Annotated in this window: 18 protein-coding genes; 7 read left to right on the top strand and 11 right to left on the bottom strand. The window is 44.3% G+C overall.

The features are described 5' to 3' along the window. Positions 1-223 precede the first annotated feature (223 nt). The gene (locus C7I86_RS00070) at positions 224-1,030 is read left to right on the top strand and encodes an ABC transporter ATP-binding protein (RefSeq protein WP_010871220.1); all 807 of its coding nucleotides are present in this window, start codon (positions 224-226) and stop codon (positions 1,028-1,030) included. Beyond that, entirely contained in the window at positions 1,027-1,974 is a 948-nt protein-coding gene (locus C7I86_RS00075; protein WP_010871221.1) for an ABC transporter substrate-binding protein, read from the top strand. Before C7I86_RS00070 ends, C7I86_RS00075 begins: the two co-directional genes overlap by 4 nt. 165 nt (positions 1,975-2,139) lie before the next feature. Here the strand turns inward: C7I86_RS00075 and C7I86_RS00080 are convergent, their stop codons facing one another. The 11 genes from C7I86_RS00080 to C7I86_RS00130 all read right to left on the bottom strand — a co-directional run bounded on the left by C7I86_RS00080 (position 2,140) and on the right by C7I86_RS00130 (position 17,831). After that, on the bottom strand, positions 2,140-4,680 hold the full coding sequence (locus C7I86_RS00080; protein ID WP_020861329.1) for a TonB-dependent receptor domain-containing protein: 2,541 nt from the start codon (positions 4,678-4,680) through the stop codon (positions 2,140-2,142). A 221-nt stretch (positions 4,681-4,901) separates the two neighbouring features. Then, positions 4,902-5,882 carry an AraC family transcriptional regulator gene (locus C7I86_RS00085; protein ID WP_010871223.1) on the bottom strand — a complete coding sequence of 327 codons (981 nt, stop codon included), beginning with the start codon at positions 5,880-5,882 and terminating at the stop codon, positions 4,902-4,904. Positions 5,883-6,124: 242 nt separating this feature from the next. Continuing rightward, positions 6,125-7,408 (bottom strand): MFS transporter, encoded by a 1,284-nt coding sequence (locus C7I86_RS00090; RefSeq protein ID WP_010871224.1) that lies wholly within the window; start codon positions 7,406-7,408, stop codon positions 6,125-6,127. A 17-nt stretch (positions 7,409-7,425) separates the two neighbouring features. Further along, positions 7,426-8,391, bottom strand: coding sequence for a sucrase ferredoxin (locus tag C7I86_RS00095; RefSeq protein WP_010871225.1), 966 nt, complete (start codon positions 8,389-8,391; stop codon positions 7,426-7,428). Continuing rightward, the gene (locus C7I86_RS00100) at positions 8,388-9,290 is read right to left on the bottom strand and encodes an iron-siderophore ABC transporter substrate-binding protein (RefSeq protein ID WP_020861330.1); all 903 of its coding nucleotides are present in this window, start codon (positions 9,288-9,290) and stop codon (positions 8,388-8,390) included. The genes C7I86_RS00095 and C7I86_RS00100 overlap by 4 nt, the downstream gene beginning before the upstream one ends. A 262-nt stretch (positions 9,291-9,552) precedes the next feature. Further along, positions 9,553-12,126, bottom strand: coding sequence for a TonB-dependent siderophore receptor (locus tag C7I86_RS00105; protein WP_020861331.1), 2,574 nt, complete (start codon positions 12,124-12,126; stop codon positions 9,553-9,555). 150 nt (positions 12,127-12,276) lie between these two features. Continuing rightward, a complete protein-coding gene (locus tag C7I86_RS00110; RefSeq protein ID WP_010871228.1) occupies positions 12,277-13,317 on the bottom strand; it encodes an AraC family transcriptional regulator in 1,041 nt (346 codons plus the stop codon). Positions 13,318-13,384: 67 nt separating this feature from the next. Beyond that, complete coding sequence (locus tag C7I86_RS00115) at positions 13,385-14,182, bottom strand: class I SAM-dependent methyltransferase (protein ID WP_010871229.1); 798 nt, start codon at positions 14,180-14,182, stop codon at positions 13,385-13,387. A gap of 72 nt (positions 14,183-14,254) precedes the next feature. Beyond that, entirely contained in the window at positions 14,255-16,741 is a 2,487-nt protein-coding gene (locus C7I86_RS00120) for a TonB-dependent siderophore receptor (RefSeq protein ID WP_010871230.1), read from the bottom strand. A gap of 69 nt (positions 16,742-16,810) precedes the next feature. Beyond that, complete coding sequence (locus C7I86_RS00125; protein ID WP_020861332.1) at positions 16,811-17,215, bottom strand: biopolymer transporter ExbD; 405 nt, start codon at positions 17,213-17,215, stop codon at positions 16,811-16,813. Then, positions 17,199-17,831, bottom strand: coding sequence for a MotA/TolQ/ExbB proton channel family protein (locus C7I86_RS00130; RefSeq protein WP_010871232.1), 633 nt, complete (start codon positions 17,829-17,831; stop codon positions 17,199-17,201). The genes C7I86_RS00125 and C7I86_RS00130 overlap by 17 nt, the downstream gene beginning before the upstream one ends. 346 nt (positions 17,832-18,177) lie before the next feature. Between C7I86_RS00130 and C7I86_RS00135 the strand changes: the two genes are divergently transcribed. The 5 genes from C7I86_RS00135 (at position 18,178) to C7I86_RS00155 (ending at position 26,650) form a co-directional block, all read left to right on the top strand. Beyond that, positions 18,178-19,776 (top strand): energy transducer TonB, encoded by a 1,599-nt coding sequence (locus C7I86_RS00135; protein ID WP_010871233.1) that lies wholly within the window; start codon positions 18,178-18,180, stop codon positions 19,774-19,776. A 76-nt stretch (positions 19,777-19,852) separates the two neighbouring features. Further along, on the top strand, positions 19,853-20,902 hold the full coding sequence (locus C7I86_RS00140; RefSeq protein ID WP_010871234.1) for an MORN repeat-containing protein: 1,050 nt from the start codon (positions 19,853-19,855) through the stop codon (positions 20,900-20,902). Between the two features lie 105 nt (positions 20,903-21,007). Further along, positions 21,008-22,825, top strand: a complete 1,818-nt coding sequence (locus tag C7I86_RS00145; protein WP_010871235.1) for an ABC transporter ATP-binding protein — start codon at positions 21,008-21,010, stop codon at positions 22,823-22,825. A 105-nt stretch (positions 22,826-22,930) separates the two neighbouring features. Beyond that, a complete protein-coding gene (locus C7I86_RS00150; protein ID WP_010871236.1) occupies positions 22,931-23,923 on the top strand; it encodes a helix-turn-helix transcriptional regulator in 993 nt (330 codons plus the stop codon). A 180-nt stretch (positions 23,924-24,103) separates the two neighbouring features. Continuing rightward, positions 24,104-26,650, top strand: coding sequence for a TonB-dependent receptor (locus C7I86_RS00155; protein ID WP_199303644.1), 2,547 nt, complete (start codon positions 24,104-24,106; stop codon positions 26,648-26,650). Positions 26,651-26,759: the final 109 nt, after the last annotated feature.

A 26,759-nucleotide genomic window follows, 5' to 3' on the forward strand; every position in this document is an offset into this window, starting at 1 on the left:
CCCGGGGTGAATTACACTGCTCAGTTAGAAAGCAAAAATTTCTTACTATTCCTAATTATTCTTAACAATTAATAGCCACTACAGCAATATTTGCAGGAAAAAGGAAGAATCCCCATGGCGACCAAGCATTTAACAGAGGACTATTCGGCATTAAAACCCATTTCCCTGTCCCCCAGTCCTCTACAATAATCTCTAATCTTATTAGTAGTTAATCTTAATAACTATGTTGGATGTTGCCACTCCCATTGCCCTCACTACCAGGAAGCTCAGCCTAGCCTACGATAGTCACCTAATTATTCAAGGGCTCGATTTGGCAATTAACCAAGGGGAAATCACCACACTGGTGGGACCAAATGGCTGTGGCAAATCTACTCTCCTACGGGGCATGGCACGACTACTCAAACCCCAGGGCGGCACCGTGTATTTAGAAGGAGAGGCGATCGCCCATCTGCCCACCAAAGAATTGGCCAAACGTCTGGGTATTTTGCCCCAAAGCCCCCCCGCCCCGGAAGGATTAACTGTCAGGGAACTGGTGGCCCAGGGCCGTTATCCCCATCAAAACTGGCTACAACAATGGTCAAAACAGGATGAATTGAAAGTAGAAGAGGCGATCGCCACCACCGATTTGCATCAATTTGCCAACCGCCCTCTTGATAGCCTTTCGGGAGGCCAACGCCAGAGAGCCTGGATTGCCATGGCCCTGGCCCAAGACACTGAAATTTTATTGTTAGACGAACCCACCACCTATCTCGATCTAGCCCATCAAATTGAAGTTTTAGATTTACTCCATTGGCTGAACCGGGAAGCAGGACGCACCATTGTGATGGTATTGCACGACCTCAATTTGGCCTGTCGCTATAGTCATCGCTTGATTGCCCTACGGGATGGAAAACTACTGGCCCAAGGACGACCCCAGGCGATCGTCACCGAAGAACTAGTACGACAAGTTTTTGGACTGGAGAGCCGCATCATCGCCGATCCCGTCACTGGCACCCCTCTCTGTGTACCCGTTAGCCGACACCTAAAATGAAAAGTAAACTAATAATTTTTACTTTCTGCCTGGTGCTATTTGGTTGTGCTAAACAAGTACCCGTTGAATTTTCCCCTGGGGAAACCATTCAATCAAACCTAACCCAGCGCACCATAGCCCACGCCATGGGCGTAACGGCAGTCCCCAATGAGCCACAGCGCATAGTGGTGTTGACCAATGAAGCAACAGATATGGTATTGGCCTTGGGAGTCACCCCGGTGGGGGCAGTTAAATCTTGGTCCGGAGATCCTTACTACGAATATTTAGCAAAGGATATGCTTGGAGTCCCCATCGTGGGAGATGAAATGCAGCCTAACCTAGAGAAAATTGTCGCCTTACAGCCGGACTTGATTATCGGTAGTCGGTTGCGCCAGGGACAAATTTACAAGTCACTGAGTGCCATTGCCCCCACAGTTTTTTCAGAAACCATTGGTGAATCATGGCAAGATAACCTACGTCTTTATGGGCAGGCCCTTGACAGAGAAGCCGAAGCGGAGCAACTTTTGAACGATTGGGACACGCGTGTGGCCCAAATGCGTCAAAAACTAAGTGCAAAAGATTTAACAATTTCCCTCGTCCGATTTATGCCAAGGGGAGCCCGCATTTATTTACAAAATTCTTTCCCCGGTCAAATTTTGCAGGCAGTGGGTTTGGAAAGACCGGCGAGTCAAGCTAACCATGGCTTTGCTGAACATGTTTCCTTCGAGCAAATTCCCCAAATGGAAGCTGATGCACTGTTTTACTTCATCTATACCGGAGATAGCGGGGACCAAACCCCCGGCAGCATAACGAATCCTTGGTTAAACCATCCCCTATGGCAGCAGTTGGAGGTTGTTCAATCGGGTAAGGCCTACGCTGTTAGCGATGTGGTTTGGACCACTGCCGGAGGTATCCAAGCCGCCCACCTGCTACTAGATGATTTGGAACGACATTTAGAGCCTTAGAACGTGTTTGGAAAGTTTTACTCCGCCCCCTAAATCTCCTCACTAAAGCTCCGGCAATACTAGGGGGCTTTCATTCAGTTTCCCCCCAAAGTTGGGTGGGCAGGGGGGCTTTTAAAACAGGCTCTTAGCATGGGTTGCCCCCCAAAAAATTGAGGGGAAAGGCATTTACCACTCAAATGCATAGCCAATGCGGAGAAATCGTCCCCGGGCGGCGGCATTACTCAACTCGTTGGGCTGGAGTTGGGACACCACCGGAAAGTAGTCAGTGTTTAACAAATTAGCAATGCCAATTTCCAGTTTCCCAGGGCCAACATTGATCCTACTTATGTAGTCCAGGGTGACATAGCTACTGACGGGGAGCTGGCCAAAAACAGTGTTATTGCTAAACACATCACGATCGCCAGAATAGAGGAGTTGTAGCCGGTTTTGCCAACCGGGGGTGGTTTGGTGTTGTACATAGGCTGTGAGCTTCACCGGTGCAATGCGAAAACCATCGAGGGGAGTATAGTTGCCGGTGTTCAAGCGGTCAATTTCGCCGGCGGACAAGCTAAATGTGCCCCCCAACTGCCAACTTTCCCCCACCCGGGCATCCATGGTGGCTTCCACTCCATAAACCCGTTCCGGTGCTCGCAAAATTTCCCCTGGAGCCGTGAAGGTCGTGCCCAAATCAGAGGAATTATAAAACCCCGCCAAAGAAAAGCGGAGATTTTGCCAATTGCCCCGCACACCAATTTCGTAATTGTTGACCCGCTGGGCTTCCGGTTGCAGAGTGGCTAGGGAAAAGCCCGCAGGGGCATTACGAAGCACTAGGCCCACGTCGGCTAGGGAAAAACCTTGGGCAAAGCTGGCAAACAAACTGATGTTATCGGTGACATCTACTACTCCCCCCAGGTTAAAAAGCGTTGCATCGTAGCTTAAGTCACCCCCTTGGACTGTATTGCCGCCCAGGGTAGTGAAATCATCCACCGACAGGCCCACTTGTTCATGGCGGATGCCCCCCAGTAGGGTGAGCCAATCGTTAGCCCGCCAGTTCAATTGGCCGAACAATCCCAGGCTGTCTTGGTTGAGAGATGGAACCCAAGTCCTTTTACCAGTATTGCGATAGCTTAAACCGCCACTGCTATCAAAAGTAACTGGATCAAAAATGTTCACTGGCTGAGCGGTACTTTCATTGTTGTAGTCCGCTCCCCACAGTAGGCGCAGATTTTTTTCTCCCGTTAGGGGGGTGTCCAGTTGTAGTCTGCCGCCCCACTCGGTGGAGTCAATTTCAGACTGAAAAATACTATTGCCCAAGCTAACGGAGGCTCGGCCGTCGAAAGGGAAAAACCTAGTCAGATAATCACGATAGTAGATTTGTCCCTTAAGGTTGCCATTGAGGACGTTACTGTGGCTGTAATCAAGGCTGACTACGGTGTTATTGCTGGTTTGGGGGGTATCAAGGTCCAGCCCGTCAATCGCTTGGGATCTCTGTCTACCGGCGATCGCCGTAATACTAGGATCAACGGTGAAATCAGTGTTTTGGGTGGCTTGAAAATGATTAATGGTAATTTGCAGGCGCTGTTCGTCAGTCATGTTGATGCCCAATTTACCCAAAACATTAAAGCTATCAGTGTCCGATACTCCTCCTTGGCCATTGGGATCGGGGGGAATGCGATTACCTAAGGCGTCAAAAAATCCCCCAACGGATTCATAGGATGCGGTGAAAGCGTAGTCAGCATAGTCAAGGGTTCCGCCCACATATTGTTCCACCATCCTCCCTAGGCTGTTGGATACACTGTCAAAATCGGTGTTGATGGCTAGGCGGGTGCTGGCTAGGAAGGGCTCAGGGGCAGGACCACGGGTGATGATGTTGATTACTCCTCCAGTGGCACCATCCCCGTAAATGGCCGTTGGCCCCTGGATCACTTCAATCCGTTCAATGGCACTGGGAGCAATGGTTTGCAAATCTCGGAAGGCATTACGGTTGGTGGTTTGGGGCACACCGTCAATCAAAACCAAAACGTTACGTCCTCGCAAAGCCTGGCCAAATTGACTGGCACTCCCGGTGCTGGGGGCTAAGCCTGGCACTAGTTGACCCAAAATATCCGCCAAGGAAGAGTAAACCTGGGTTTGTTGCTCAATTTCTGCCCGTTCAATTACCGTTACCGACCGGGGAATGTTAGCGATTTCCTCCTCTGTACGGGTGGCGGAAACCACAATTTGTAGGGCCTCACTTTCCTCTATCTCGGCGGTTGTCCCGGCAACCCCTGGTCGAATCAGCAATTGTAACCCTTGCGAGTTAGGCTTTACTTCGGCTTCCGGTGGCCCATTTACCCCCGTGATAGCTAAGCGCACTTGGTTATCGGTCATTTGGGTAACACTGACAAACGCAATGTCCGCAGTGGGGCTCACTTCTTCAAACCCCTGGCCCCCAGGTAAGGCCATCAAAGTATTGGGAAGATCAATAATTAAGGCATTGCCCACCGTTTGTAGGTTCGGAGAGGCGATCGCCCCTCCCGCTGTCACCAAAATAATTTCTAACCCTGGCCCCGATGGCTCTAGACGCACTTCCTGCACTTGTACCAACGATGTCCCCTGATCCAGTTCCACTGTCACAGATGGGGATGGCTCACTAATAATTTCTTGAGCCCCCAGGGGCATAGCCATCGTTTCCATCACTATTCCAAGGGCGATCGTCCAGCCAAATCGTACTAATCTTGTTTTCATGTCACGTCCTCCCACACGTCAGTTACTTGTTGCAAATCTTTCTTGATTGGCTAGGAAAATTAGTGTAGATAGTTGTCTCTGGCCTTGTCTATCCAAAAAACGGTCACGTTGATCCAAAAACGGACTTTGAGGCAAAAAAATCCCCGGCTAACGGGAGAAACTCCCCTAATTTTCTTTGTTTGGGTAGATGGAAATCCTCTGGCTTTAACCGGGAGAGACTATCAATTACTCAGCATCCACTGTTTAGGGCTGACACCAAACTGTTTGCGAAACGCCGCGGAGAAGTGGCCTAAGTGGCTATAACCCACGTTGTTAGCGACTTCGGCGACAGTGTAATTGCCCTGGGAGAGCAGATCTTTGGCCTGGTGAAGACGTTGTTGGGTCAGATAACCGATTACAGAGGTGCCAAACAGTTCCCGAAAACCACGGCGGAGGGTACGATCACATAACCCCACCTGCTGGGCCAACTCCAAAACGGAAGGAGGGCTTTCCAGTTGGGCAACTAGTCTGGCTCTCGCTTCGTAGATCTTCTCAATTGTTTTTGGTTTCAAAGTGCCAGAAAATGGAGAAGAATTTTGGTCGGCCATAATGCTATGCAATTGAAGGGCGAAAAGTTCAAACACCTTGGCTTGGAGAAAAAAACGTCGCGTCACTCCGTGAAATGGACATTGGAGCATCTGCTGAGCTACTGTCCGCATTTCAACCGTAATGGAGGGAAACCAAGCCATTTTCCACTCATCCTTTTTGAGTAAAGCTTGGCCTAGGGATAGGGATTGCCCAACTAAAAATTGTTCTAAAATTTGGGGTTCGAGGTGGACGTTAATGCCTTCTAGGTGGCCCAATTGGCCATACCGTGCCACATAACCAGGGGAAAGGCCACTCCCGGATACATAACCCTTCTTTGTCTCCAGAGTTGGATAGGTTTCCTCATAATCAACGGTCCCCGACAATAGGACGGTGAACTGTACTAAATGCTCGTGTACCGGTACTTTCAGTGCCCAGGGCCGGGTAAATTCCTTGTTGATCAAATCCAACCAAACCCCAGGGGAAAGTTCCAAGCAGCGGGTACGGCCATGGCCCAGGCAAGCGGGCAGCCAGCGAATGGTTTCAAAACTGTCAACTGGAGTGGTGGTGTAATACTCAGGTTCAAAGGGAATTTGACAAAGCTCATGGTAGTCGGACTCGGAAAGAAGTAGGGTCATGGGCAGATGGGAAGCTGAATAAGCTGAAGTAGATTGAAAGAATTGATCAATCTATTAGTCTACTCCTAATGCAAATTATTCCTAAATATTTGATGGGTTTAATTTATTGAGCAAAGCCCTAACGGGCAAAATACCAGTGCAGTATATTTGTTGGAAAAATGTGCTGTGGCGATTGGGACAACCTTGTGGATTATCTCAATAACGATGAGAGTTCAATGTCCCATAGGAGATGGTATTACTTGCTAATCATCCCCACGTTGATAAATCAATAGACCCCATAGCCCCAATAGAAATGCGAGCACTCCACAGTTCACCATTAAGAATGCCATGCCGCTGCCTGGGGGAGGTCCAAAAATTTCATTGATAGGTAGGATTAAAAAGTTACTCAAGTGAGTCAGCATTACCGATATCTGATTAGCTAAAATTCCTGCGGCCAATCCAGATAAACTACTGATAACAGTGCCGATCAAATAATCTGCAGCCAATACTCGGCCTTGTATTTCCCGTGCAACTTTCTCATACCAAATTGCTGTATATGAACTGGTGATTAAGGGACTTGGTAGTGATGCACCAACGTTAGCTAGTAGCCAAAATTTTGGTTGGGCAATCAGTCCCATGGCCAATCGACTGAATCCATTGATTATAAAGCCAATAAAAATACCAGTTGTTCTTCTTTTGAAGCCTCCCCAAATACTACAAATAGTTCCTCCAACAATACCCCCCACTCCTCCGATGGCCACAATAATCCCTAAAATCTCAGTGTTTCCTCCAGTTTTTGCTAGAATCATAGGCTGGTAAATTACTTCAGTGATTCCTTCTACAAAGCTAAACAATGAAAAAATGATCAATATCTTTGATAAATTTGGATGGTTATAGATATATTTAAGTCCAAAAAATATATCGTCAACAAAATTTTCTTTCAATCGTACAACAAATAAAGTTTGGTTGGTGATTTTAGGAGATTTAATTCCGAATGCTATTGGTAGAATCAAGATCGTTATAGCGGCGATCATGAACGTTGTCATGTCAATTATTGTGATGCCAGTTAGCCCCATCACAGGAAATAAGATTCCAGCCAAAGCGGGGGCAACAATTCCGGCGCTATATGCAGTAATGGCTCCCATACTACTAGCACGAGCATGGTGTTGATAAGGAACAATTAAAGGGACCAGGGTAATATAACTAAGGGTTTGAATGTTACCAAAACAACCAATAATAGATGCAATCAGATATATATACTTAACATTAAGAATCTGTAAAAAAGCTAGGATTCCCACAGAAAATGTACATACAGCAGAGCCGATATCGCTAACAATTAGCAATTTTTTGTGAGAAAAATAATCAGTAAGGATACCAGATAAAGGTGTAATGATAATTTGCGGGAGCTGATAAAAAACTAAAATCAAAGCCACTGACATAGCAGAATTTGTCTTTTGCCATATCCATATAGTCAGAGAAAAATAAGTCATACCGCTACCAATAGACGACAGAGCCTGTCCCAAGCAAAGAGTGACAAAGGTCTTCATTTATTTTTGTAAATTAATTATTTATCAATTTCTTTTAAGTAGCTGACACTATACTGCTTGACAGAAATAAGTTCATCTCCTGAATTTCTAGCAGTCATCACTGACCCATTGACTTCAACTCTTGCAAAATAAGCTCCTTTAACTTTATCGGGAGAAATAAAATCAAATTGAACCTCTACCCAATTGGGATCATGCTGATTATCATCCATGTTCAATATTTGAGCTGATTTTTGATAATTTAACCATTGCCAACCTCGTTGAGTCCAAATTTCACGCTCAACAATCTGGGCAAATTTTGTTACGCCTACCCAACCTCGATAAAATTTATAAAGTTGTTTAACTTGACCTTCTTGCCTTACCAGATTATCTAAAACTTCAGACTCAAGATGTCCCCAAACTTGCCCATTTGGAAAATCAATTAAAGTCGGAGCAAACTGATGTCCCCCAAAATGAGAGCAGCGCCATATTCTTAAATTTTTTGATGCATATTTTTGTCGTAATTGTTTATAAATAGGATAACCAAATCTCGAACAAGCCACATCAATGTTTCCATGAGTACATACCATCATATCTCGATCAACAACATCTGACAGTTTATAGTTACGAAAATTTTCTAACTCTGGAGATTGATAACATAAATTTTTGATAAGATCCCACCTTTGATCATCAGGAACTAAATATTCTTCTTTTATAAAACTGGAAAAGAGCAAATTAAACTTTTGGTAGTGAATAATACGACTAAATCCTGATTGAGAATACTCGTGATCTGAGGCGATCGCCATTGGAGATACTTTAACTCCTTGATCAGAAAGTTGATGAAAAAGATCATGAATTGGTTTAAGAATGGGGTCATGATGAAAGCGTTCCTCTGTCCAAGGTTGGGGTAATTCCATAATTAACCAACGATCACTTGAATTTGCTGTGCCGATAGGATCTTCCCCGTTAGATTTGGAAATAACGGAACAAAATTGACAATTAATCATGGTTTTTGATTGGTTAAGAGTTGTTTTTTTAATTCATTAAGATAAAGTTTTGTACCGAAAAAACCTGGTAAACCCGTGCATAGATAAGTTGGAATATAATAAACACGATTTTCTCGACTTGCTTTCATTGATTGTGTTATTGCATTTTCTGACCACTGTTGTTGTAAATTAGATAATTGATGCTCAGTAAAATTTTGTCTACTTTTTGATTTATTGAATTCTTGAAAATTATAACCTAAGATAATAATTGAATTGGCATTATTTAACTTAGGAAGAGATTCTAAAGAAAGGGGCAGTCTTGAATTTGTAGATGTACCTGCTCCTGGTAAAGAAACTAATTCAAATCCCAATTCTTCAATTAGAGAGCTACAAAGATCTTCATTATTGGCAATAGACAATTCCTGTAAATTTTGAGCATGAAGTAGAAGCATTTTGGGGTATCCTGCAACAATTTTGGAAAATTCCTGCTTTGCTTTTTCAATTTCTTGCTGAGTTTCTTGTAAAAGTTGTTCGACTTTTTCTTCTTGCTTAACAGCCTGGGCAATCTTCTCTAGATTTTCAGTAGGTTCATTCCAAGATAACATTAAGGTAGGTGCAAGTTGAGAAAATTTTTGATATTCATTTTTATTATGATCAGGACTCAAAATTAAATCAGGTTTTGCTTTAAAAATTCCTTCTAACGAAGGCATGTAAGCAATTCCTACATTGGCAATGGGTTTATTAATATATTGTCCCAAATAAGGAATTTGCTCGGTAGGATGATCATAATCTTCTTTATGAAAAGCAATGTGATCTGCATAGGCAATAGGTTGAATGTTTAACGCTAGTAAAGGTTCTAATAAATAGGGACCAAGTACAACAACTCTTTGAGGAATTCCACAGATTTCAGTTTCTCCCATTTTATGCTCAATTATCCGGCAACCTTTTTTATCTGATTGTTGTAGATGTGAAGATCGATCTATGTTTGTATTACAAGAAGTCAAAAGAGACGTCATAAAAATCATGAGAGTAGAAAAGTAATTTATCTTATATTTTTTCATACAATAATTTAAATATGTAAGTATAAATAGCTCTCCTCTGCTTTTTGACTGGAGCTAAAGAAGAGCAGATTTTTTTGAACTTCCTAAATCATTAAAAAAACAGCAAGTAACTTTTAATGATTTAAAACTGAACCGAAAATGAGCCAATAATAATAAATGGTTCACCAGGTTCAATTCCTGTTTGGTTACCACTGACTGCTCGGACGTAGTTAGCATTAGTAAAATTCCTCAAGTTTAGGGCAACTCGATATTTATCTCGTTGGTAAAAAATCGCTGCGTTTCCGATGATATAATCCCCCACTGTGTAGGTATTAGCTAAATCACCAAAACGATCGCCAACGTAATTAAAGCCAATTCCAAACCCTAGTCCTTGTAATGCCCCCGATTGAATTTCATAGGTCGTCCATAAATTCGCCATATTATAGGGAATACCAAATAGGCGGTTATCGACAAAATTAGGATCTGTATCCTCGGTGACTTTTGCATTGATATAAGAATAGTTACCAATAATTTTCCAGCCGGGTAAAATTTCTCCCACAATATCTAGTTCAATGCCTTGGCTTTGTTGTGTTCCAATGGTAGATAAAAATAGGGGATTAACTGGATCGCTAACCGCTACATTATTTTTACTAATATTAAAATAAGTTAAGGTTGTGAGAAGTTGTTGCTCAAATAGTTCCGCTTTAACGCCAATTTCAAAACCTTCTCCCCGTTCTGGTTCTAGGGGATTGCCACTGATATCTATTCCACTATTGGGAGTGAAAGATTGGGAATAGTTGCTAAAGAAGCTAATTTCCGGAATTGGACGATATAGTAGGCCTATCCTTGGTGTAACTGCACTATCTGTTTGTTGTGTATTTCCCCCTTGGTTAAAATCAGTTTGTAAATTATTTGTGTTTTGAGTGATAGTATCGTAACGAAGTCCTGCAACTAAAATTAGATTTTCTAATAAAGAAACTTGATCCTGTAGATAAATTCCCAAACGATTGGAACTGGTAAAAGTATCGCCAAAAAGAGGTAAATCAGAGCGATTAGGTTTGGGAATTGCATTATAATCGGGATCAAATACGTTAATTGACGTCGGACCACCAAAAAGCGTTAAAATACTCTCTTCAGACCAGTTATAATCAATTCCAGCTAAGAGCTCATGTTTAACTGAGCCTGTAGAAAATTTACCGACAGCATTGGTATAGAAAGAATAGGAGCCCTGTTGTCCGTCCTGGTCAGCAAAGAAGCGGGTAACCGTTGGCCCATTCACAATAGTAGGAAGAGCAATGACGTTATAGTCATAGTTGTAGCTCATATAGCGAAAAGCATTGCGTAACTTCCAATTTTCATTGAAGCGATGCTCTAGATTATATCCAGCGCTAATAAAGTTTTTGTTAACAATATCACTGGGATCATTAATTACCCGCGAGCGGGGTACTGGTGCAACCCCATCTCCGAAGCTACTCAAGCCAAAGTCAGCAGGATTCGTGTCATTAATATATTCAACAGCTAAACTTAAATCTGTGTCGTCAGTGATAGCATAGGTGACAATGGGAGCGTAGGCAAATCGTTCTAACGGTTGATTAAAGTCGCGAAAACTCGCTTCATTACTATAAACGCCGTTTAATCGATAACGTAAATTCCCACTGGGATTTAAACCACCTGAAATATCAAAACGGGGACGAACTAATCCTTGATTACCTAATTGCACTTCGACTTCAGCAAACGGTTCATTAAGTGGTTTTTTCGAGTTTAAATTAATTACACCTCCGGGTTCAATTTGGCCATATAAAATAGAAGAAGGACCTTTGAGCACTTCCACCTGTTGTAGGTGAGAAACTTCCGTAATCCCTTGAAACCCTCCATAAAGTCGAAAACCATCCCTAAGAATAGGAACCGTATCACTAAATTGATTGCCAAATCCTCGAATACCAAAGATAGTTTCTCTTCCCCCTGTAGTACCGCCAAAAGTCACACTGCTAACATTTGTCAACACATCTTCGAGGGTGATGGCTTGTTGGGAACGAATTACTTCTTCTGAAACAACCTGTGCAGAAAAAGGCGTATCCATAATGGGAGTGTCAGTCCCCGTGGCAACCGAAGTGTTGGGAACGAAAAATTCTTGGACTGCTGCTTCTTCTTCTCGGGTAGCAACAATTTCGATTTCTTCTTCCGATTCCACTGTGTTAATTGGAGGCGTTAGGCTCAAAATTAAATTTTCGGATGATGGTATCACCTGAGCGGCGGGAACAGTACCATTGCCAGTTACGGTAATGCGTAGTGAATTTGAACTTGTCTGTACGGCGGTTATTTGACTAATTTGCTCACTGGGATTCTCAACTATAAAATTTTCCCCATCTGGTAGCCTTAAAACTGCGTCTAAAATATCGATGATGAGAATATTGTCCTCACTAATAATTAAGGGTATTAGCTGGGATTGATCGGCCGTTTTTAAAATTAATTCAATGCCAGTTTGCGTATCTTTAAGTTCAATTTGGATAACTTCTTTAATTTGAGCTTGGGATATTTGCTGTTGCCAATTTTCTATCTTTACATTTGCCTTATATTCATTCTGTAACTCCTGATCTTCTAATTTTTCTTTTTCAGATAAATTACTTTCCCCTACTGATCCTAGGGCAACACCAGAATGTAAGGCCGTCAAACCAATCAAAACGGCGAGCGAAGTCTGTTCCAAAATTTTGATCATTTTTTGTGCTCCCCACACTTACTGATAATTAATGGATATATTCTAGGGGAAAGCCAAAATGTATTTCTTTGTAGGACGGACTTTTTTCTTTGTGAAACGGACTTTTTAGATCATAACTTTTCTTCTGTCAGAATGAAAAACTGCTTACTACTATTTGTAGAAAATTGTCTTTTGATGGGTTTTGGGGCTAACTCCAAATTTTCGTCTAAATGCCATGCAAAAAGCTTCTGGATTGGTATATCCTACCCTTTGTGCTACCTGGGCCACGGATAAGTTATTATCTGCTAATAATTGCTGAGCCTGTTGCATGCGATAATTATACAGATAACCAAATACGGTCGTGCCAAATAGTTGACGAAAGCCTTGTTTTAGCTTACGCTCATTTAAGCTAACTTGTCGAGATAACTGTGCCAAGGAAGGAGGATCAAGTACTTGTTTGACCAAGATTTCCTGTGCATATTTCACTCTTTCTAAATCGTCTTTTTTTAATTGAGATGCTTTTTTTTCTGATTTAGTAGCATCCATACAATTAAATTGCCAGGCAAATAATTCTAAAGCCTTACTTTCTAAATAAATTTGTTTAATTATGCCTTGATAGGGACATTGATAAATTTGCTGTAATATCTCAGTGACTTTAAGTGTGTTTTTACCTAGTGATAAGTGGAACTTTAAATCACGATCGCCTGTGATTAATTGGTTAATTAAGCTAGGAGCAAAGTTTTCACTTTGATAAAAACAACTGAAATAATCAACAGGAGCATAAACACTAACTAATTTTATTTCAGTATCACATGGCCATTGCTCGAGTTCTGATAAATTAGGTAAATGATAAAGATAATTTCTGCCCGCTAATTCTGTATATTTTGGCTCAATTTCTTTAGTTTTAAATGTTTCTACTACTGAATTTCCTGTAAGATAAAAGTGAGCAACTAGAGGAAAATTCTTCTTATGATTCCTCTTTAAGTACATAACTTCGGCAAGTTGTACCTGAATAATTTCAATTGTTAAGCCGTCCCTCAACTGGATAGATCGATTATACCCTTTACCCAGTCTTTGCGGTAAATTTATTATGGTTTCATTGTCTTGAAAATGTACTGTAAATTCATCAAAATCAACAATTTGTCTTGAAGTAGTTGGTTGATTTGGTAAAACAATCGTGGTGTTGGGATCAAATACATTAACATCTTTCATTTTTGCTTCGGGGTTTTATGAAATTTATCAAAAAGATACTCTGAAGGTAATACCGAAATTAAAATCATCATTTTACTGTGTATGCCCAGATTTCGAATTGTGCTTGAGACGATAACTCCACCTTTAATGAATCGTAATATTCATAACAAAATACTTCAAATTCCTTTATGGCAAGATTAAATGCTTCATCTGGAAGGAGCCAGCATAATCCATAGGCATGTGATCTGTAAAAATGGAGTAGTTCTTGCACCTGATTGCTTACCGTCCATTCCTTAGCTGTCAAATAATTACACTGATACCCTTTATTTAGTAAATATTCATCTATATTAATTTTGTTAGTTACTTCTAATGATTGTTGTGAAGGCTTTGGCTCTTGATACTTAAGCAAAATAGTTTTGAAATGGTTCTCAAATTCTAGATGTGCAGGGGGAGTAACCCATTGAGCATTTAAATAAAAACCATTTGGTTTTAGGACTCGATCAATCTCATCTAAAAACATACCTAAATTGGAAACAGAATGAAGCATATGAACCGTTAACACTACGTCGAAGCTGCTGTCTGGAAAAGATAGTTGCGATGCATCTTCATGGATCAACCTAAGATTCGGAGGAATACGGGGCAACTTTTGAGAAAATTGGCTAAGCATTTCCTGAGAAATATCAACACCAGTTACAGAATAACCACGTCTGACTAAAGGAATGACATTGAGCCCAGTCCCTACACCAGGCTCAAGAAAAGTAGTTTCTCTTGTTGCCTTCACTAGAGCGAGAATAAAATCTGCAACTTCTTCAGCAATTGGTTCTGTCATCCAGCGAGTTTGATCGTAAATGTCAGCAATTTTGCTGTAGTAAACATTTTTTTTCATCTTTCCAATCCTGGTTTTGGAGCATTAGAAAATTTACTGCTGATAATCTCATCATCAGCAGTCTTAAAATGCCTAGAATGTTACGCCAATTTTTCCTACTACCGTAAAGGGAGCCCCGGGATAAACACTCAGGTCAAAATCATTTGATTCGGCCAAATACTGGGTATTAAACAAATTTTCGATGTTTAATTGTAATTCCCAATTTTCCCGACGATAAAAAATGGCAGCATCGGTGCGGAAATAGCTGGGTAACACAAAGGTGTTGTCCAAGTCCCCCTCCCGTTGATCAACATAAAATAGTCCTAAACCAAAGCCCAAGCCTTGTAAATTTCCCGATTGAATTTCATAGGTTGTCCAGAGGCTAAACTGGTTGCTAGGAACATTAGATAAAGTGTTGTCTACGATATCGGTATTATCTTGGCTTACAAAAGCATCAAGGTAACTATAACCGGTGACAATATTCCAACCAGGCAAAATTTCTCCACCCAGGTAAAGCTCCACCCCTCGGCTAGTTTGTTCCCCTGTTTGAATGGTAAATAATAGATTGGCAGGATCAATGGTAGGAACATTTTGTTTCCTAATATCAAATGCCGAGAAAGTCACACTTAACTTGTCGGTAATGTCTGCCTTAACTCCCACTTCAAACTGGCGACCGGTCTGGGGATCAAAGGTAGAACCATCGGCGTTGAGGGAGGCGGCAAAAGAAGGATTAAAAGAGGTGGTGTAAGAGCCATAAAGGGAAACCGTGGGAATTGGTTGATAGATAATACCAACCCGGGGTGTTAATTGGTTATCGGTTTGGTTAAATTCTTCCCTTGGATCTGTAATAGACTGGGTCGACCGATTTTGGGTAGCGGAATCGTAACGGAGTCCCACCAATAGCTTCAGGTTGTCAAATAAATCCATTTGATCCTGTAGATAAACCGCAAAGCGATTGACTTGATCATCACGGAAAAATTCTGGCGCGATGGGGAAAGGGGTATTGGTGTAAACCGGGTTGAAAACATTAATGGGAGCAAAGGTGTTGCTGAATTGAAATTCTGGAGTCTCTGTATCGTTACGATACTCCAATCCAAATAACACCCGATGTTTAACCGGCCCAGTGTAGAATTCTCCTATCAATTCTGCATTGGTGAAAAAACGCTGATAATTTCCTCCCCCATAATATTCAAATCGATTTAATTCCCCAGTATCTTCGTCAAAAAAGTCAAAGAGGGGCGCATAGCGGACGGGGGCGTAGGCCAAGTATTGCATGGCATGGCGTAGCTTCAGATTTTCGTTAAAATCGTGGTTGAAGGTGTAGCCAATTAGGTATTGATCTTGCTCAAATTTACTAAATCGCTCTCCTAAAAATCGATTCGATGGCAAGTCTGCGATATTTGGTGCTGGGATGCCTTCATCTAAGGTTTCCCGATTGGTTGTGTATTGTCCATAGATATTCAACTTCGTGTCTGGACCAATATTCCAAGTTAAAGTTGGTGATACAACCCAGAGATCACCGTAGACGAAATCTCGAAAACTGCCGGAGGTTTCATAGGAAACATTGAGACGATAATTAACTGTATCAATGGCTTCCGGTAGGAGGGGACCGGATAAATCCACATCTAAACGATAGTCATTATAATTACCAAGGGACACAGCCGCATTGTAATAGGGTTCATCCAAAGGTTTTTTGGAAATTAGGTTGATTGATCCCCCGGGTTCTCCAGCACCAAACACAATGGAAGAGGGGCCTTTGAGCACTTCTATTTGTTCGATGTCTGTGGTATTTAAGGGGGCTAAGGATTGATAGGGAATGCCATCACGAAAAATACTGTTATTGACGGGAAATCCACGGATTAGAAAGCCGGGGCCAAAAACACTAGTTCCCCTGCCCCCGGCGGGGCTAACCCCTGGCACTGTTTGGAGGGCTGGTCCCAATTCGGTTACGTTTCGGTCTTGTAAGACCTGTTGGGGCACAACTTGAATGGACTGGGGGATATCGAGTAAAGGGGTATCTAATCCTGTGGCGGTGGAAGCACTGGGCACAAAGTAGCTAGCTTCCCCCTGCCCTTCTTGGGTGGCTACCACTTCAATTTCTGATTCTGGATTCTCAGGGGCGATCGCCGTGGAGGACGAAGTTAAGCTAAGCACTAAATTTTGGTCAACAGAACTCACTGTCACTTCAGGAAGATTATTATCAACGCCCGTCACCGTAATGCGGACTATGTTGTTTTCCCCTTGGGTAATGGCGATCGCCGCAATTTGGGGACTAGGATTTTCCTGGTTAAATTCTCCTCCGGGAATGTCCAAGAGGGCATCGGTCAACTCAATAATGAGCAGATTCCCTTGGGGATAAATCAGGGGTTGGACCGGGATGGGGGAATTGTTGGCCAGTTCCAGCTCTAGACCCTTTTCTGTGGACTTTAGATTAACTCCGGTAACCAAGATGGAGCCAACTTGAGCTTGTATTTTGGTTTGGGCCCCAGAATTATTAATTTGGGCCAGTATGGGCAAGGGGGCTACTAGCCCCGAACATAGGCAACATATGGTTAAGCCTAAGCTTATTTTGGTATTCACAATTGCTCCTCACACAAAAGTTAAAAAGTTTTATTAATTAAGCAAATGCTTAATTCTTTTTCAGTTTTTTTAGTTCTTGGGCGTGGCGGCGATCGCCAGGGAAACCCCCTTGATTTGGCGTACACCATCCATAACCTGTACCACTAAACCATGGTTAACCTGTTCATCGGCTTTAATTACCACCAAACTATTGGCGTTATTTTTAGCCTTAGCCAGGATATTTGTTTGCAAATCTTTTAGGGGTATTGCCTGGCCATCCAAAAACAGTTCACCAGTCTGTTTAACGGTTAAAATAAATTGCGGATTGGGCTTGCTTTCCGTGGTTTGGGCCGAAGGTAAGTTGACCGATAAACCGTCGGAGCGGCTGAGATACAAACTGGAGATGATGAAAAACGCCAGGATAGAAAAAATCACGTCAATCATCGGAATGATATTGATTTCGCCCTGGGCTTCAAACTCATCGGGAAGTCGCATACTCTTTTTCCTCCGGTTGGTCATGGAAACGGCGATATACCAATTCGATTTGCCCCGTTTGCTCCTGTATGAGGGCGAATTGGCGCAGATAGAGGGAACGGAACACGTTGGCAAAGAGGAGAGTGGCAATGGCAACTACCAAGCCCATCACGGTGGACACCAATGCTTCACTGATCCCCCCGGTGACCCCCGAGGCATTGGCGGCGGTGGTACTGCCTAAACTCATGGAAGAAAAGGAACGCATTAGTCCCAAAATTGTCCCCAGTAAGCCCAGGAGAGGGGAAACGGTGATAATGGTCTGAAATAGGGTGTTAAATCGTTTTAAAAGCGGTAATTCTGCTTGGGTAGCGCTTTCCAGGGCCAGGCGAAACTCCGTTGGTGTGGCCCCCTCCAAACACAGGGCTTCGAGAAAAATTCGTGCCATGGGTAAATCCGCATTTTGTTTCAGCTTGGCGATCGCCCCTGGGGGATTACTGCGATAAAGCTTGAGCACATCATTTACCAACCGATTTTGCCGTAACTGGATCTGACTCCAAAAATAGGCACGCTCGATAATCAGGGCCACAGCTAACAGGGAAAAACCGAGGAGGGGCACCGCCACTATGCCCCCGGCCATAAAAACTTCTACCAACGTGATAACCTCTTGTGTTCACTCAACACAGTTAAGAGTAATTCTCAATTAATCCCCTTGCCTAGCCATAATAGCAATTGATAACTATTTTCAATAAATTAAATGGATAAGCAATAAGATTTGCTTAAGTGCAAACGAGTTTTCTAGGCTTTAAGGGCCTATATTCACGGTTGCAGAGAAAAAATTTTGGAATAAAAGAGTCAGTGGAGGTGTTTAATGTCGCAACTAAACGTCTATAATGCTATAGCTATTAATAATAATATTTCACATAATAGATGCAGTTCAGCCTAGGCTAGGGGCCACAATAATTGCCTGTCAATGCAAGAATTCCATGTCAATCTCTAATTTCTGCCTGACCCAAAGATCCCAGCAATACCAAAACAGCCAAAAGATCATCCTGGCGGGGGCGACCTGTTCCTTGTTAATCCACGGGGCGATCGGAGCGTTCTGGAGATTTCCCCTGGATGGTGATACTCCCGCCGTAGAGCCGATTGAATTTATTGTGGTGGACCCTTCTCCCATCCCAGAAGTCACACCGCCACCAACGGAGCAGAAAACTGAGCAGAAAAAAGTCGAACCTCTGCCGAATATCTCCCCACCACCGCCCACTCCGGTAACTCAAGCAGTTTTACCGCCCCTGCCCCAAGCCATTATTCCCCCCGTCCCATCAGTCAATTCTCTGCCCAGTCCGGTGGTGGAAAATCCAATTTCCTTGCCCAATTCATTGCCCCCACCCCCTGCGGCTCCAGTCCCCAATGCAGTGTCTCTCCCGGTGGACCAGGCCATTACTCCTCCTACCCCAAACCTCAATCCCCTCCCTAATCCAGTTACAGAAAGCCCCGCTTCTTTGACTCAGCCGGCCCAGAGTGCCTTTCGTTTGCCCTTTTCTTCCCTCCAGACTCCGGAATTTGCCCCGATTCCTGAGCAGGCCCCCGCTGTTTCCCCGGGGATTCGCCCAGCTACGCCCCAAAGTTTAGCCAACGCCCCAAGCCGACAGCCCGTATTTGGTCGCATTAGTTCCTCTGCCCCGTCCCAGGGAAATCCGTTAACCAACCAGGATTCATTTACGGCGATCGCCAATGGCAATGCAGTTAGTCAGGGGGCCCCGCCGATGAAACCGGGGACAGCTACTAAACCCATTGCCAGTGGTGGTGGTAGCTCTGGCCCTAGTCTGGGCTCCGGCCAACCCAGAGCAGAACGGCCCGGTGGCGGCAATGCAGGGGCAAATGTTGGTCCCATTGCGGCCAATCCCGTTGCTAGTAGTGCTCCCCCTAAACCGAAACCAACTCCCAGTTCCCCCGCTAAGCCAGACCCCTTAAAGTGCGTTAGCCAATGTAAACCCAGTTATCCCTCCATCCTCCAGGGGGAAGAAGGTAGTGCTACAGTATTAATTTCAGTAAATGATAGTGGTGGTGTGACCAGCGTAACCATCACCAATGCCCACGGCAACAGCGAGGTCAACCGCCAGGCCCTATTGGCAGCCAGAAAAATGCAGTTTACGGCCCCCGCCAGTGGTCAATCCAAATCAGTCCCTGTGGTGATTCACTTCACCGTTGCTGGTTCAGACTTTGATCGTCAGGCGAGGGAGCGTCAGCAACAGCAGGAAGAGTTGCGTCAGGCCGCCCGCAGAGCAGAAGAGGAAAAGGCAAATCAAGCCCGTCAGAGACAGTTGGAAGAGGAGCGTCAAGCCCGCCAACGGCAATTAGAGAAAGAACGGGAAGAACGACTGAAACAATTCTCCGTAGAATCCCAGCCCAGTCCCGTGCCAGCCGTGAAAGTTTCTCCTTCCCCCAGTCCTACCCCGGCGGTGAGAGTTTCCCCTTCTCCTAGTCCAGAGCCACCTCCCACTCCCGCTGCCGCACCGAAGACCGAGCCAGCAGTAGGGATAGATGAATTGGCGCCCGATCTGGAGCAGTCATCCGATTCCTAAATTTCAACTCAATTGGTTAATTAGGTAAACCTTGACTGTGAAATTTATTTAACGTTAAAAATTAGCCGTTTTAATAATGTTTAAATTTGCTCAAATTATTTTCCTAGCTGGCAGTATGGTCTGCTTAAGTTCCCTGGGTCATCAATCCCTGGCGGGCAATTTAACCCTGCCGGATGGTTCTAAATGTGAAGGACAGATTAGCAATGGTGCACTCAATGGCCAGGGTACCTGTCAATTTACCAATGGCGATCGCTATGAAGGTCAATTTGTTGAGGGTGAAAAAAAGGGGCAAGGGAAATATATTTTTGCTGATGGGGGCTATTTTGAAGGGGTTTTTGAAGATGATCAAATGGGTAGTAAAGGGGTGCGAGTCTATGCCAGTCAAGACCGTTACGAAGGGGAATTTGTTGACGGTCAACCCCACGGTCAAGGGATTTATACAACGGCGGCGGGTCTACGTTATGAGGGAGAATTTGTTGATGGTCAACCCACGGGCAAAGGTACCTTTATTTATACCAATGGCGATCGGTGTTCCGGCACTGTTGTTCAAGGAGAATTGAACGGGTCAGGCAAGTGCGAGTACAACAATGGCGATCAATATGAAGGCACCTTAAAGAATGGCCAACCCGACGGTGAGGGAATTTTTCGTTTTGCCGCTGGAGGAGAGTATGAAGGGGAATTTCAGAGCGGTGAATTTTCTGGGCAAGGCACCCGTATTTTTGCCAACGGCAATCGTTTCCAGGGACAATTTAAACAGGGGTTACCCTCTGGGCAAGGACAATACAATTTTGCCGATGGGGCCAGCTACCAAGGGGAAATCCGGGACGGACAACCGGCAGGGGAAGGCATCTATACCTTTGCTAATGGTAATCGTTATCAAGGTCAATTTGTTGCCGGTAAGTTTGCAGGGGAAGGTGCATTTATTTTTGCCAATGGCGATCGTTGCCAAGGACAATTTAGCAATAATCAACTCCAAGGTATGGCCACCTGTGACTATGTCAATGGTGATACGTTTGAAGGGATTTTTGAACAGGGTAAGAAAAATGGCAAGGGCGTTTATTCTTTTGCTGATGGTACCCGCCTAGAAGGGGTATGGAAGGACGATCAATACCAAGAACGAGGTTAACCTTAACCCTGATTTTTTTTAATTTCAGAAAAGTTTGTCGGGAATTGTGAGGTCAAGAAATTAGCCATTATTACCCTTGTGTTCAGGTCTCCATCATCTTGATTTATGCTCCTTTCGCCCCAGTCTAATCGACAAGTTTTAATGGCTTATCTAAGTCCCCAGTGGGGGCAAGTGCTGGCTTTGGCGATCGCCTTGGGGGGAAGCATTATCCTACAAGTGCTTAATCCCCAGATTTTGCGCTATTTCATCGACACAGCCATGGCCGGAGGGCCCCAAACCATACTGGTGTGGCTAGCATTGGGCTTTATGGCGATCGCCGTTGTACGTCAAGGATTGGAAATCGTTGCCACCTATTGCAGTGAAACCGTTGCCTGGACTGCGACCAATAATCTCCGCTTGAACCTAGCTCGTCACACCCTCAATCTCGATCTAACTTTTCACAAAAATCATTGCCCCGGGGAACTAGTGGAACGCATTGATGGAGACGTGGACGCCCTGGCCCGCTTTTTCTCCCAATTTGTGCTCCAAGTACTGGGCAATGGCTTGCTAGTGGTGGGTGTTCTAGTCGTGTTGTGGTTCGAGCAGTGGCAGGCGGGATTGGGTTTGACTCTTTTTGCCCTAGTAGCCCTGGGTATTCTCAGCCGGTTGCAATCCTTGGCGGTGGGGCCATGGCAAGTTTACCGTGGCATCAGTGCTGATTTTTACGGTTTTATCACTGAATATTTAGCCGGATTGGAAGACATTCGGGGCAATGGAGCGGTGGACTATGTCATGAACCGCTTTTATACATTGATAAGAAACTGGCTAAGGGCGTTTCATCAAGCACGGTTGCAGAGCACCCTACTATGGGGCAGCACCGTTGGTCTATTCACGGTGGGCAATGCTATCGCCCTGGCCTTGGGCGCTTACCTGTGGCGTGTACAGGGTATCACCATTGGTACAGTCTATCTTTTGTTTTACTATGCCAGTCTTCTCCAAGATCCCATTGAACGGATACGGGAAGAACTAGAACAGTTTCAACAGGCCGTTGCCAGTCTTTATCGCATTCAAGACCTCATTCGTCAGTCTCCGTCACCCCGATTGGGCAGATCCCAAGCTTTGCCATCGGGGTCACTTTCCGTCGAAGGAAAAAATGTGTGGTTTAGTTATCCAACCACAGCGAGTTTAAAACCTGGGGACGGCAACCACGAATTACCTGAGCACCGCCAAGGTCACCACCACGAAGATGCTGATTACGCTCTGCAGAATTTAACCTGGCATCTACCCGCTGGAAAAGTGCTTGGGTTGCTGGGGCACACCGGCAGTGGCAAAAGTACATTCGCTCGACTCTTGTTGAATTTTTATGCCATTCAGCAGGGCCAAATTCAGCTTGGCGGCATCAACCTTGGGGAGATATCTCAGCGGGAGTTACATCAGCGGGTCGGTTTTGTCACCCAAGACGTGCAACTGTTCCAAACTTCCATACGCAATAATCTGACATTTTTTAATCCCCACATCCCAGACCGATTGATTTTACAAGCCCTGAACGACCTTGGGCTGGAGCCTTGGTTGGCAACATTACCCCAGGGTTTAGATACGGAACTAGGCACGGATGGGGGAGGATTATCGGCGGGGCAAGCCCAATTGCTAGCTTTTGCCAGGGTATTTCTCAAAGATCCTGGGCTAGTTATCCTCGATGAAGCTTCGTCACGGCTTGATCCTTTGACAGAACAGTTAATTGAGCGGGCTATCAATCGATTACTAGAGCATCGGACGGGAATTATCATTGCCCATCGCCTCAAGACGGTGGAACGGGCCGATCAAATTCTGATTCTAGACCGGGGCAAAGTGCTGGAATACGGCGATCGCCCAGCCCTGGCCCACAATCCTGCATCTCGTTTTTCTCAGTTACTGAGGACTAGCTCTGCGATCAAGTTAACCTAGCGTGATGGCTTGACGCATCGGCTTCACTACTTGAAAATATTTATCATTAAAATTTATTGACTGTCTAGCAAGGATGCTAGGCAGTTTGTCGTTGCATAGGGCATTATGTCGATCTTTTTTTCTCAATCTGATTACTTGGCCATGTTCAGGGAAGGAGGCAATCAACAGCAATCTAATGCAGATGGCTCGGATAAATATTGGTATTATCCAACGCATTTAGGGCGTGGATCTATACGGGAGATAAAACTTCGAGAAGGCTTAGAACTGACGATAGCTAGCTATCAACTCTATCAAAATCTTATTGTTGAAATTCCCGAGCGGGAACACCCATTGGAATATGAATTTACGGTTATTGGAGAACACCACCGTCAGTTAACCGGGGCTGATGCAGAAAATTATTTCTTTTCCGGTAGTGGCTTAGCAGATAAAAGTGTGAATGAATATCTGGCGGGATGGCAGGTTTTAAATGTTAGTTTTCATCTAGAGCCTGATTTATTTCGTACCTGGATAGGCGATCGCCTAGAGCAAGCTGAAACCATTATTCAAGAATTGCTCAAAGACCTAAACTCAGTTCGCTACACCCACACAGCCACACCTACAGTTAAGATGCAGACGGCATTGCAGCAGATTTTATATTGTCCCTACAGGGGAATTATCCAACAGATTTATCTAGAAAGTAAAGTCTGGGAACTCATGGCTCTCCACCTTGAGCAGATGCTACAAAATTCCTCTCCCAACTTGACCCAACCAACCCTTAAACCAGATGATATTGAACGAATTCACCATGCCAGAGAAATTTTATCCCAGTGCCTCTGTAACCCACCTTCCTTAAAAGGATTGGCTCGTCAGGTGGGCTTGAATGAATTTACTCTTAAACAGGGTTTCCGCCAAGTTTTTGGAACTACCGCATTCGGTTGGTTGCACCATCACCGTATGGAAAGGGTCAAAGAATTACTAGAAACGGGCCATTACAACGTCACTGAAGCTGCTCGGGAAGTGGGGTTTTCCAATCGGGGACATTTTGCCGCCTCGTTCCGCAAAAAGTTTGGCGTTAATCCTAAAGCCTATTCATTGTTTGCCAAACAACCTAAAGACTAAAAAATTCCAATTTAGGATCAAAATATTCCCTCCACTGATCAAAGTGATTGCCCGCCGTCCCCGTCTTACCGGTAAAGTATTTGAGAATTAGTTGCAGTTAAGGTTGTTCCTCCTGTGTTATCAGATGCCATGGCCGGCTGTCTCAACTAAGAATTTCAAGCTTTGGTGCAAGGAGTGATTATGAATCAAGTACAGTGGTCGGTTTTGTTGATGGGTATAGTTTCGCTACTATGTGCTCCCAGGGCGTGGGCCGAAACTAATCCGAACCAATTGAACAGGACGAATATTTTAGAATCTGGTAACTTAGAACGCACCAAAGCCGGTGATTTGCTCCCAGTTGCAACCACTGTTGATGAGTGGATAACCCAAATTGCCCAAGCTTCGATCATCGAAATCAAGGAAGCCCGGATCAATTTGACCGAAGCTGGACTGGAACTGACCCTGGCTACCACGGGCCGCTTATCAACACCAACCACTTCCGTAGTGGGCAATGCACTAATTGTAGATATTCCCAATGCCATCCTAGCCTTGCCGGATAGTGACGGACTGCAACAGGAAAACCCCACCGAAGAAATTGCCCTAGTGAGCGTTACAGCATTACCTGATAATATTGTTCGCATTGCCATTACCGGGGTCAATGTGCCGCCGACGGTTGAAGTTAATGCCACAGACCAATCCCTGGTACTGGGGTTAAGTCCAGGGAAAGGGGTGGCAGATGAAGAGGATGGCAATGATGCTATCCAGGTAGTGGTGACCGGTGAACAGGATGAAGGCTATGCGGTGGACGATGCCACAACGGCGACTCTAACCGATACTCCCTTACGGGACATTCCCCAATCGATTCAAGTGGTACCCCAACAGGTGTTGGAGGACAGGCAAATAATTCGTGCTTCGGAAGCACTGCAAAATGTCAGTGGTGTGCAGAGAGGAAATACTGTTGGTGGTACATCCGAAATATTTAATATTCGCGGTTTTCAACAATTTGGCGGAACTCTCCGGGACGGCTTTAAGTTCAGAGATAATTTTTCTATTCCGGACACGGCAAATCTACAACGGATAGAAGTCCTCAAAGGGCCGGCTTCCGTACTCTACGGCAATTTAGATCCTGGCGGCGTTATTAATTACATTACCAAACAGCCCCTTTCAGAACCTTTTTATGAAGTTGCTATGCAGGCAGGTAATTTTGGTCTGGTGCGTCCAACCATTGACTTGTCAGGGCCGTTAAACTCACAACGAACAGCTCTTTATCGATTAAATGCGGCTTATGAGGGGGGGGGAAATTTCCGGGACTTTGACACGGAAGTTGCACGCTTTTTCATTTCACCCGTAGTTACCTGGCAAATTAGTGATCAAACAGATTTAAGATTCGAGTGGGACTATCTCTATGATCGTCGTCCCTTTGACCGGGGGATTGTGGCCTTTGGTACGGGAATTGCCGATATTCCCTTTGATCGAGTTTTGGGGGAATTAGACGACTTTGATGCAAGGACAAATTTTTCGGCCGGATATAGATTAGAACATCGTTTCAGCGATAATTGGAAACTCCGCAATCGGTTTCGGTTCTCCTACCTCGATCAAGCGGCCGAACAAACTGAATTGGTTAGATTAGATGAAACTACAGGTAATCTGAGCAGGCAATTTTCCCGCAATGAACAGCAGATAAGAAATTACGAACTGCAAACTGATTTGATCGGCAAGTTTTCTACAGGTCCCATCCAACACACCCTATTATTTGGCGTTGATTTATCGTGGCAAAGCGCCCCTTTTATCTTCCGAGGAGGTGTTGCGGCTCCCACTATTAATATTTTTAACCCCGTTTATGGGACTGTAGCTCGACCTAGTATAAATGACTTTCCAGATGTATTCTCTTCTGAGGGGCAAACCAATACGCTGGGGATATTTCTGCAAGATCAAGTGACACTGACCGACAACTTAAAATTACTCATGGGAGGGCGTTTTGACACCATTGACCAGAGCTCCTCTTCCAACGGGGAATCTGACGAACGTTACGATCAAGCTTTTAGTCCCCGTTTGGGCATTGTTTATCAACCCATTGAACCAGTGTCTTTGTATGCCAGCTTTAGTAGATCATTTCAGCCTAATTTTGGGACTAGATTTGATGGCTCGTTGCTCGAACCAGTTTTTGGTACCCAGTACGAAGTGGGGGTCAGAGGTGAATTCCTCGATGGTAGGTTGATCGCAAATTTAGCAGCATATGAAATCACAGTAAGTAATCTGGCTGTAACAGACCCTGAAAATCCCAACTTCTCCATTCCATCCGGAGAGCAAAGAAGTAAGGGGGTTGAATTCGATATCGCGGGGGAAATCCTACCGGGCTGGAATATTATTGCTTCCTATGCTTATACCGATGCCAGGGTCACCAAGGATGACAATCTGGAGCCTGGTAATTTGCTTGAGGGGGTTCCCTTTAACTCGGCCAGTTTGTGGTCAACTTACGAAATTCAAGCCGGTGATTTACAGGGTTTGGGATTTGGCCTGGGATTGTTTTATGTGGGGGAACGCCAAGGTGATTTAAATAATTCTTTTCAAATACCGAGCTATCTACGTACTGATATAAGCGTATTTTACCGCCGCAATAACTGGAGGGCCGCCATTAACGTTAACAATCTTTTCAATATAGATTACATCGAAGCGACCCAACGCCGGACTCGCGTTGATCCTGCGGCGCCCCTAACGGTAAGGGGAACAATTTCGGTGGAATTTTAAACTTTTCCGTAATTTTGTCAAAATCAAAACAACATTTTAGAATGCACAGATCGGGTCGTAGATTTAGACTATTTACACTAACAATCCTGACGATTGTATTTTTTTCTGC

The organism is Synechocystis sp. IPPAS B-1465 (genome assembly GCF_003015225.1).
In the GTDB taxonomy this organism is placed as follows: domain Bacteria; phylum Cyanobacteriota; class Cyanobacteriia; order Cyanobacteriales; family Microcystaceae; genus Synechocystis.